General features: G+C 59.6%; 8 protein-coding genes. All 8 read left to right on the top strand.

Annotated elements, in window-relative coordinates; all coding sequences use genetic code 11:
• The first annotated feature begins 230 nt into the window (after nt 1-230).
• Nucleotides 231-1,583: a TolC family outer membrane protein gene (locus ACYZT5_RS23830; RefSeq protein WP_462047667.1), complete on the top strand. Its 1,353-nt coding sequence runs from the start codon at nt 231-233 to the stop codon at nt 1,581-1,583.
• A 42-nt stretch (nt 1,584-1,625) separates the two neighbouring features.
• Nucleotides 1,626-3,782 (top strand): type I secretion system permease/ATPase, encoded by a 2,157-nt coding sequence (locus ACYZT5_RS23825; protein WP_462047666.1) that lies wholly within the window; start codon nt 1,626-1,628, stop codon nt 3,780-3,782.
• Nucleotides 3,772-5,139 (top strand): HlyD family type I secretion periplasmic adaptor subunit, encoded by a 1,368-nt coding sequence (locus ACYZT5_RS23820; RefSeq protein WP_462047665.1) that lies wholly within the window; start codon nt 3,772-3,774, stop codon nt 5,137-5,139. Before ACYZT5_RS23825 ends, ACYZT5_RS23820 begins: the two co-directional genes overlap by 11 nt.
• A gap of 301 nt (nt 5,140-5,440) precedes the next feature.
• The gene (locus ACYZT5_RS23815; RefSeq protein ID WP_192409757.1) at nt 5,441-6,337 is read left to right on the top strand and encodes a TauD/TfdA dioxygenase family protein; all 897 of its coding nucleotides are present in this window, start codon (nt 5,441-5,443) and stop codon (nt 6,335-6,337) included.
• A gap of 18 nt (nt 6,338-6,355) precedes the next feature.
• The gene (locus ACYZT5_RS23810) at nt 6,356-7,381 is read left to right on the top strand and encodes an ABC transporter substrate-binding protein (protein ID WP_462047664.1); all 1,026 of its coding nucleotides are present in this window, start codon (nt 6,356-6,358) and stop codon (nt 7,379-7,381) included.
• 5 nt (nt 7,382-7,386) lie between these two features.
• A complete protein-coding gene (locus ACYZT5_RS23805; protein ID WP_462047663.1) occupies nt 7,387-8,247 on the top strand; it encodes an ABC transporter ATP-binding protein in 861 nt (286 codons plus the stop codon).
• 20 nt (nt 8,248-8,267) lie between these two features.
• Nucleotides 8,268-9,134, top strand: a complete 867-nt coding sequence (locus ACYZT5_RS23800) for an ABC transporter permease (RefSeq protein WP_462039696.1) — start codon at nt 8,268-8,270, stop codon at nt 9,132-9,134.
• 202 nt (nt 9,135-9,336) lie between these two features.
• Nucleotides 9,337-10,263 (top strand): LysR family transcriptional regulator, encoded by a 927-nt coding sequence (locus ACYZT5_RS23795; protein ID WP_462047662.1) that lies wholly within the window; start codon nt 9,337-9,339, stop codon nt 10,261-10,263.
• Nucleotides 10,264-10,323 lie beyond the last annotated feature (60 nt).

The following is a 10,323-nucleotide window of genomic DNA, read 5'->3' as shown; positions in this document are numbered from 1 at the left end:
CTATATTTTTTCGTTATAAACTTTATGCCAAACTATTGACCTTGTGCACGCCATCCTAAACACTCGCCCCCGTAATGTCACATTGATATTTCGGCGCCGACCGCTCTCACAGAGTGTGATTCAGTTTCAATATTCAACTTTCCGACAAGCGGTCATTCCGGTTGTCATCATCCGATGCAGCGGCACGTTCTGCAGTGATTCAAGACAAGCAATTCCGGGAAACTCCAATAATGCGTTTGCACCTGCTCAAGGCTTTACCCTTCGCTGTAGCCGCCAGTTTTGTTCAGGCGCAGACCCTTCCGGAGGCCATGCAACAGGCACTGGATGTCCATCCGGAAATCCAGGCAGGGGTTAACAGTCGATTGGCCGCGGATTATCAGTTAAAGGCAGCAAAAGGTGGATACCTCCCACGGGTCGATCTGCTCGGCGGTTATGGTCGCGAAGGCACTGACAACGTCACCACGCGTGCCGCCGGCAACAACAATCACTGGGAAACCCTGAATCGCAGCGAGTCGAGTGTGCGGTTGTCACAAATGATTTTTGACGGTTTTGCGACGTCGAGTGAAGTGGGGCGTCAACAAGCCACTGTTAACTCCCGCGCCTATTCTTTGCTGGGCACGTCCGAACGCACCGCGCTCACCGTCGCTCAGGTGTATCTCGATGTACTGACCCGCCGTGAGTTCGTGCGCCTGGCGACCGACAACCTGAAGAGCCACGAACGAATTTTCGACCAGATCAAACTGCGCACCCAGCGCGGCGTGGGCAGCGGCGCCGACCTCGATCAGGCCGAAGCGCGTATGGCCCAGGCCCGCAACAACCTGATCACCGAGCAGACCAACCTGGCCGACGCTGAGACCAACTTCCTCAGCGCCGTCGGCCAGATGCCCGATCAGCTGGAGCGTCCTGCCGATTTCATGGCGCTGTTGCCGGCCAACCTGAATGAAGCCCGGGCGCAGATGCTGGAAAACAGCCCGATCCTGCGTTCCGCCGAGTCTGACATTGCCGCTGCCGAGAAACAGTACGAAGCCGCCAAGTCGAGCTTCTACCCGCGCTTCGATGCCGAATTGGGTCGCACCGCCGACAACGATCTCGACGGCCAGAACGGTCACAGCAATGAATGGCAGGCCATGTTGCGCATGCGCTTCAATCTGTATGCCGGTGGCAGCAACAAGGCTGATCTGGAATCCAAGTCCTACCTGTCCAACCAGGCACTGGATATTCGCAACAACGCCTTGCGCGTGTTGAACGAAGAGCTGGGCCTGGCCTGGAACGCCTTGAACAACGCCAATGCCCAAGTGCCGATCGCCCAGCAATATGTCGATCACAGCACCAGCGTGCGCACCGCCTATCAGAAGCAGTTCAGCCTCGGCGAGCGCACGTTGCTCGACCTGCTCGACAGCGAAAACGAGCTGTTCTCGGCTTCTCGTCGCCTGGCGGAGATCAAGAACATTCAGTTATTTACTCAGTACCGAATCAAGGCGACCATGGGCGAGTTGCTCAAGAGCCAGGGAGTGGTCGCACCGTTGGCATCCGTTGTGCAAAACGACGTCAAGCCCAAGGTTCAACTGCCCGGTATGAATTGAGCCGAACCTTCATTGTTCAATTGTTAGCCAAGAGTGTCGAGCGTGGAATCAGAAGTCAGTCGAGTTCAACTCATTCATGATCCACGCGCGCTGCATGACGATCCGTTACTGGACGGCTTGCTGGCTCTCTGCACCCTGCATCAGAAACCGGCCAGTGCCGCGATGTTGACCACCGGCCTGCCGTTGCCCAAGCAGCGTCTGAGCGTTGAACTGCTACCCCGCGCGGCAGCTCGCGCCGGTCTGCAAGGGCGGGTTCTGGTACGCAAACTGGAGCAGATCCCGGCGATTGCCATGCCGGCACTGTTGCTGCTCAAGGATGGTCGCAGTGCCGTCCTGCTCGGTTGGCTAGGTGACGACCAGGCGCGCCTGCTGATCAGCGAAAGCGATGGCGGCGAAAGCGTTGTCAGCCGTGAACTGCTGGCCGATGACTACATTGGCAAAGTGTTCTTCGCTCAACCCCAGCACAAATTCGACGTCAATCATGGCACGCTGATCCCGCGCGCGCGCTCGTGGTTTCGCGACACCCTCAAGCGTTCGCGCTGGCTGTACGCCGACGCCATCGCCGCCAGTTTCCTGATCAACATCATTGCCATGGCCGCGCCGCTGTTCGTGATGAACGTTTACGACCGCGTCGTGCCGAACCAGGCCGAATCGACCCTGTGGGTGTTGGCCATCGGCATTACCGGGGCTTACCTGTTCGACCTGATCCTCAAGAGCCTGCGCAGCCTCTGTCTGGACCTGGCCGGGAAGAAAACCGACCTGATCATCTCGGCCACGTTGTTCGAGCGCATCGTCGGCATGGCCATGAAGTACCGTCCCGCGCGAGTCGGCAGCTTCGCCCAGAACATCCATGAGTTTCAGAGCCTGCGGGACTTTCTCGCCTCGCTGACCCTCACCAGCCTGATCGACCTTCCGTTTACGTTGCTGATCTTCATGGTCATCGCGATTCTCGGCGGGCATCTGGTGTGGATTCCGGTGCTGGCGTTCCCGATTGCCTTGCTGATTGGCTATGCGCTGCAGAAACCGCTGGTGGCGACGATGGAACGGACCATGGCCCTGGGCGCCGAGCGTCAGTCGAGCCTGATCGAAACCCTCGCCGGCCTTGATGCAGTGAAGGTCAACAACGCCGAAAGCGAACGCCAATATCAGTGGGAGCAGACCATCGGCACCCTCAGCCGCCTCGAGTTGCGGGTGAAAATGCTCTCCGGTCTGGCGATGAACATCACCTTGCTGATCCAGCAACTGGCCGGGGTGATCATGATCGTCTTCGGCGTGTACCAGATCATCGACGGTCACCTGAGCATGGGCGGTTTGATCGCCTGCTACATGCTCAGTGGTCGCGCCCTCAGCCCACTGGCCTCGCTGTCTGGCCTGCTGACCCGTTACCAGCAAGCGCGGGTGACCATGACCTCGGTCGATCAGATGATGGAGCTGCCGCAAGAGCGCAACTTCGAGGAACGCCCACTGAGCCGCAAGGTCCTGCAAGGCGCCATCGAGTGCCGGCAGATGAACTTCACTTACCCGAACCAACAGAACGCGGCGCTGAAGGACATCAACCTGATCATCAAGCCCGGCGAGAAGATCGGCATTATCGGTCGCAGCGGCTCGGGTAAAAGTTCCCTGGCCAAACTGCTCGTAGGTCTCTACCAGCCGGACGATGGCGCGCTGTTGGTGGATGGCGTCGATATCCGTCAGATCGACGTCAGCGAATTGCGCCACAACATCGGCTATGTAGCTCAGGACATCCAGCTGCTGGCCGGGACCCTGCGCGACAACCTCGTGTCGGGCGCACGCTATGTAGAAGACGAAATGGTGCTGCAAGCTGCCGAGTTGGCCGGCGTCCACGAATTCGCCCGCCTGCACCCGCAAGGTTATGAGCTGCAAGTTGGCGAGCGTGGGCAGAACCTGTCTGGCGGTCAGCGTCAGAACGTTGCCCTGGCCCGTGCGTTGCTGCTCAACCCGCCGATCCTGCTGCTCGACGAGCCGACCAGCGCCATGGACAACACCGGTGAAGAAAGGCTCAAGCAACGCCTCGCGGCGGTGGTTGAAAACAAGACTGTGGTGCTGGTGACGCACCGGGCTTCGCTGTTGTCGCTGGTGGATCGTCTGATCGTCATCGACCGCGGGCAGATTCTCGCCGACGGCCCGAAAGCCTCTGTGATGGAAGCGTTGAAGAAGGGGCAGATCAGTGTTGCTTAAGTCGGGTTTCAAGAATTCGATCGGCCGTTATTTCAAAGGCTCCGAGTCGCTGCATGACCAGCCACTTCCCGAGGTCAACAAAGCGCTGATCGAAGACGCCCCACGCGTGGTGCGGCTGACAATCTGGGCGATCATCGGCTTCTTTGTGTTCCTGATGGTCTGGGCCAACTTCGCTGTGATCGACGAAGTCACCAAGGGCGACGGCAAGGCGATTCCGTCGTCGAAGATCCAGAAAATCCAGAACCTTGAGGGCGGTATCGTCTCCGAGTTGTTCGTGACCGAAGGGCAGATCGTCGAGGCCGGCGCGCCGCTGATTCGCCTGGACGACACGCGATTCGCCTCCAATGTCGGCGAAACCGAAGCCGATCGGCTGTCGATGCTGCTGCGAGTAGAGCGCTTGAGTGCGGAAGTCGACGACCGACCGCTGAACTTCCCCGCTGACGTGCTGAAGGCCGTACCTGGTCAGGCGGCCAGCGAAGAGTCGCTGTACATCAGTCGCCGTCAGCAGCTGCACGATGAAATTGGTGGTTTGGAGGAGCAGTTGATCCAGCGTCAGCAAGAGCTGCGCGAGTTCACCTCCAAACAGGCGCAGTACCGTAACGGTCTCGCGTTGCAGCGTCAGGAAATCAACATGTCCGAGCCGTTGGTGGCCCAGGGCGCGGTATCGCCGGTGGAGGTTTTGCGACTCAAGCGCGCCGAGGTTGAAACCCGCGGGCAATTGGACGCGACCACCCTGGCCATTCCTCGCGCTCAATCGGCGATCAAGGAAGTGCAACGCAAGATCGACGAGACTCGCGGCAAATTCCGCAGCGAAGCACTGACTCAACTCAACGAAGCACGCACTGATCTGAACAAGGCCCAGGCCACCGGCAAGGCGCTGGAAGACCGAGTCAGCCGGACGCTGGTGACTTCGCCGGTGCGCGGTATTGTCAATAAATTGCTGGTGAACACCATCGGTGGCGTGATCCAGCCGGGCAGCGACCTGGTGGAAATCGTGCCGCTGGACGACACTTTGCTGGTTGAGGCGAAAGTTCGCCCGCAAGACATCGCCTTCCTGCATCCGGGGCAAGAGGCGACGGTGAAGTTCACGGCCTATGACTACACCATTTATGGTGGGCTCAAAGCCAAGCTTGAGCAGATCGGTGCGGACACCATCACCGACGAAGACAAGAAAACCACCTACTACATCATCAAACTGCGTACCGATCGCAGCCACTTGGGGACGGATGAAAAGCCGTTGCTGATCATCCCGGGGATGGTGGCTTCGGTGGATATCATTACCGGCAAGAAGACCGTTCTCAGTTACCTGCTCAAGCCGATTATTCGGGCGCGGGCTGAAGCGCTGCACGAGCGGTGAGCCTGACTGATCGTTCCCACGCTCTGCGTGGGAATGCCGCATGGACGCTCCGCGTCCTCTGTGACGCAGAGCGTCACGGGATGTATTCCCACGCAGGAGCGTGGGAACAATCGGTGCTAGGGAAAAGCCATATCGTTATTCGCTAACGGTATTTAAATTTCAGTTCTTATATCTATAAAGTCATCCTCCTGCGTACCTGCCGACCAATCGGCGCGCCGCACGACACGAACCAACACGGGACCTCCGTGAGTTTCTTGATCGACGCGCGCGCCCTTGAGCGTGCCGTGCGTGGGAGTGATTTATGTCTGCAGCAACGGCTTCCCCAAGCGCCGCGAACATCGCGCCGCAAACCTTCGACATCCGCCCGTTCAGTGGCGCCGTCGGTGCCGAAATCATCGGCCTCGACCTGTCCCGCCCGATCAATGATCAGGACTTCGCCCGCATCCACCGCGCGCACCTGGATCATCACGTCGTGGTGTTCCGCGACCAGCGTATTACCCCCGAGCAGCACATCGCCTTCAGCCGTCGTTTTGGCGTGTTGCAGATCCATGTGCTCAAGCAATTCCTGCTGGCCGGGCATCCGGAAATTCTCATCGTTTCCAACATCATCGAAAACGGCCAATCCATCGGCCTCGGCGACGCCGGGAAGTTCTGGCATTCCGACCTTTCCTATAAAGAACTGCCAAGCCTGGGCTCGATGTTGCACGCCCAGGAACTGCCGTCCGAAGGCGGCGACACGCTCTTTGCCGACATGCACAAAGCTTGGGACAACCTGCCCGAAGCGCTGCGCAAAGCCGTCGAAGGTCGCTCGGCGGCGCATTCCTACACCGCGCGCTACAGCGAGACCAAATTCGAAGGCAACTGGCGCCCGACGCTGACGCCGGAACAACTGGCGCAGGTCGCTGAAGTGGTTCACCCGATTGTTCGTACGCATCCGGAAAACGGTCGCAAAGCGTTGTTCGTCAGTGAGGGTTTCACCACGCGCATCGTCGGTCTGCCGGAAGACGAGAGCAAACAACTGCTCGACGAGCTCTACGCCCACAGCGTGCTGCCGCAAAACATCTACCGCCATCAATGGCAGGCCCACGACCTGGTGTTCTGGGACAACCGTTCGCTGATTCATCTTGCCGCCGGATGCCCGAGCTATCTGCGCCGCAAGTTGTATCGCACCACCATCCAGGGCGACGCGCCTTTCTGATTTGCCGGAGAAACTCCCATGTCCAAACGTCTTCCATTTGCACCGCTGGCCGCTGCCATTGGCCTGGGTTTCAGCCTGATCGCCGGGAGCCTGGTGGCGCCGACCGTGGCCCACGCCGAAGGTGAAATTCGCATCGCCGAGCAGTTCGGTATCGTCTACCTGCTGCTCAACGTCGTGCGCGATCAGAACCTGATCGAGAAGTACGGCAAGCAGGAAGGCATCGACATCAAGGTCGACTGGACCCAGCTCTCCGGAGGTGCGGCAGTCAACGATGCGCTGCTCTCCGGTTCCATCGACATTGCCGGTGCCGGCGTCGGTCCACTGCTGACCATCTGGGACCGCACTCACGGTAAGCAGAACGTCAAAGCCGTGGCTTCCCTCGGCAACTTCCCTTACTACCTGGTGAGCAACAATCCCAAGGTCAAAACCATCGCTGACTTCACCGAGAAGGACCGCATCGCGGTGCCGGCGGTGGGGGTGTCGGTGCAGTCGCGCATCCTGCAATACGCGGCCGCCAAGCAGTGGGGCGACAAGGAATTCAATCGCCTCGACAAGTACACCATCGCCGTTCCGCACCCCGACGCCACAGCGGCGTTGATTGCTGGCGGCACCGAGTTGACCGGGCACTTTTCCAACCCGCCGTACCAGGATCAAGAGCTGGCCAACCCTAACGTCCACGTTGTGCTGAATTCCAATGACGTGCTCGGCCCGAACTCGCCGACGGTGCTGTTCGCCACCGAGAAATTCCGCGACGAGAACCCGAAAACCTATAAGGCGTTTGTCGAGGCGCTGACGGAAGCCGCCGAGTTTGCTCAGAACGATAAGGGTGCGGCGGCTGACACTTACATCCGCGTCACCAAGGCCAAAATCGACCGTGCCGCGTTGCTGAAAATCATCGATGACCCGCAGTTCGAATTCAGCGTCACGCCGAAAAATACTTACCCGCTGGCCGAGTTCCTCTACCGCGTCGGCGCGATCAAAAACAAACCGGATTCGTGGAAGGACTACTTCTTCCAGGACGCCAAACCGCTGCAAGGGAGCTAACCGAGATGAACGCCCCTTTGCAAGGCCACACGGTCAGCAAACCGATCGCGGCAGCCCAAGCGCTGCTGTCGGTCGACAACGTCAGCCTAGAATACCGCACGCCTCAGCGGGTGGTTCGGGCGACCCATCAGGTCAGTTTCGAGATCGATCCGGCGGACCGCTTTGTGCTGCTCGGTCCGTCCGGTTGTGGCAAATCAACGTTGCTCAAGGCTGTCGCCGGGTTCATCCAGCCGTGTGAAGGCGAGATTCGTCTTCAGGGGCAAACCGTTAATGCCCCGGGGCCGGACCGGATCGTGGTGTTTCAGGAGTTCGATCAACTGCCGCCGTGGAAAACCGTCAAACAGAACGTGATGTTTCCGCTGCTGGCGTCCAGGACGCTCAAGCGCAAAGAGGCCGAGGAGCGAGCGCTGCACTATCTGGATAAGGTCGGTCTGGCGGCGTTCGCCGATGCCTACCCGCATACCTTGTCCGGCGGTATGAAAGCGCGTGTGGCGATCGCTCGTGCACTGGCCATGCAGCCGAAAATCCTCTTGATGGACGAACCCTTCGCCGCCCTCGACGCGCTGACTCGCCGCAAGATGCAGGAAGAATTGCTGCTGCTCTGGGAAGAAGTGCGTTTCACGCTGCTGTTCGTCACTCACTCCATTGAAGAAGCGTTGGTGGTGGGCAACCGGATTCTGTTGCTGTCGCCGCATCCGGGGCGGGTGCGGGCGGAAGTCCACAGCCATCAATACGATTTGCACAGCCTCGGTGGCGCGGCGTTCCAGGAATCGGCGCGACGCATTCATCGGTTGTTGTTCGATGAAGGTCAGTCCCCGGAAACCGAGCGTGAGCTGGATTTCTCTGACATCCGCATCGCTTATTGAGCCATTGAGAGGAGTGCCCGATGAGCCTTTTATCATCCCCGCGTGAAGAGTTTGAAACGGTATTGCAGCCGCTGACGAGTGTGCCGCTGGAGCGTGAATTACCGCTCGGTCAGCGCCTCTGGCAACAGGGCTGGGTGCGCAAAAGCCTGATCCTGATTTTGCTCGCGGTCCTGTGGGAAGTGGTTGCCCGTGTTCAGAACAACGACCTGCTGCTGCCGAGTTTTCTGCAAACCGGCAGCGCGCTGTATGACGGTCTGCTCAGTGGCGAGTTGCTGGGCAAAGTGTGGATTTCCCTGGTGGTGTTGCTCAAGGGCTACTTGATCGGCATTGTCCTGGCGTTTGCCCTGACCACCCTGGCGGTGTCGACGCAGTTCGGTCGCGATCTGCTGAGTACGTTGACCTCGATGTTCAACCCGCTGCCGGCGATTGCGCTGTTGCCATTGGCGCTGCTGTGGTTCGGCCTGGGGCAGAACAGCCTGATTTTCGTGTTGGTGCATTCGGTGCTCTGGGCATTGGCGTTGAACACCTATGCCGGGTTTCTCGGTGTCTCGGAAACCCTGCGCATGGCCGGGCGCAATTACGGCCTCAAGGGCATGCGATTCGTGCTGTTCATTCTGATTCCGGCAGCGCTGCCATCGATTCTCGCCGGACTGAAAATCGGCTGGGCCTTTGCCTGGCGCACGCTGATCGCCGCCGAACTGGTGTTCGGCGCCACCAGCGGCAAGGGTGGTTTGGGTTGGTACATCTTCCAAAACCGTAACGAGCTGTACACCGACAAGGTGTTTGCCGGGTTGGCGGTCGTGATCCTGATCGGGTTGTTGGTGGAAAATCTGGTGTTCGACACGCTGGAACGGGTCACGGTGAAGCGTTGGGGGATGCAGCGGTAAGTTTTGCGGTGTCTGATCTGGCCCCTTCGCGAGCAGGCTCGCTCCCACAGTGGATCTTCACTGAATGCAGATTTTGTATTCGACAAAGCACCCCTGTGGGAGCGAGCCTGCTCGCGAAGAGCCCGGCCCAGTCACCACCCACCTCAAGGATGTTTGTTAGCATTGCGTCTAAATCAATCCAGATCAGACACGAGTGCTCAGCATGCAACTCCCGGACATGAACCTGTTGGTCGCCCTCGATGCCTTGCTCGACGAGGGCAGTGTGGTGGGCGCCGCGCGGCGCATGAACCTCAGCCCGGCGGCCATGAGCCGGACGCTGACGCGGATTCGCGAGGCCATCGGCGATCCGATCCTGGTGCGCGCCGGTCGTGGTTTGGTGCCGACGCCCAAGGCGCTGGCGTTGCGCGAACAGGTGCGTGACGTGGTTGAGCAGGCCGCGCTGTTGTTTCGCTCGGCCGATGCGGTGGAACTGGGTTCGTTGCGCCGTCGGTTCAACATCCGCGCCAATGACTTTTTCGTCGGGGTATACGGCGGCAAGTTGTTCGACACTCTGGATCGTCAGGCACCGCACTGCGAACTGCGCTTTGTGCCGGAAGGCGATGGCGATGATGAGGCGCTGCGCGAAGGGCGGATTGATCTGAGCGTCAGCAACACCCGGCCGTTGACTCCGGAAGTAAAGATTCAGAATCTGTTCTCTACTCATTTCGTCGGCCTGGTTCGCGAGGACCATCCGCTGTTCGACGAAGAGATCACGGCCGAGCGTTTCGCCGGGTTTTCCCATATCAGCATGTCCCGTCGCGGCATCGCCCGTGGCCCGATCGATACCGCGCTCAATGCTTTGGGGCTGGAGCGGCGGGTGGCAGTGATTGCGCCGAGTTTCCACGCGGCGATGTTTGCCTTGCCTGACTCCGATTTGATTCTGCCGGTGCCTAAGGAGGCATTGCTGAGCGTCCAGCGCCTGGGCCTGAAGCTGCGTTCCTTCACCCTGCCGATTCCGCTGCCGACCCTTATGCTGACCCAGTCCTGGCACCCACGTTTCGACAAAGACCCGGCGCACCGCTGGCTGCGTGAAACCCTCAAGAGTTGCTGCGACGAAACGTGGTTGGCAGCACAGCCATCCATAGTTTGATCACTCGCGGATCGTTCCCACGCTCCGCGTGGGAATGCCTCAACGGACGCTCTGCGTCCG

The organism is Pseudomonas sp. LB3P14 (genome assembly GCF_054898045.1).
Note: the sequence above shows the minus strand (reverse complement) of the source record. Positions and strands in the feature narration are given on the sequence as shown.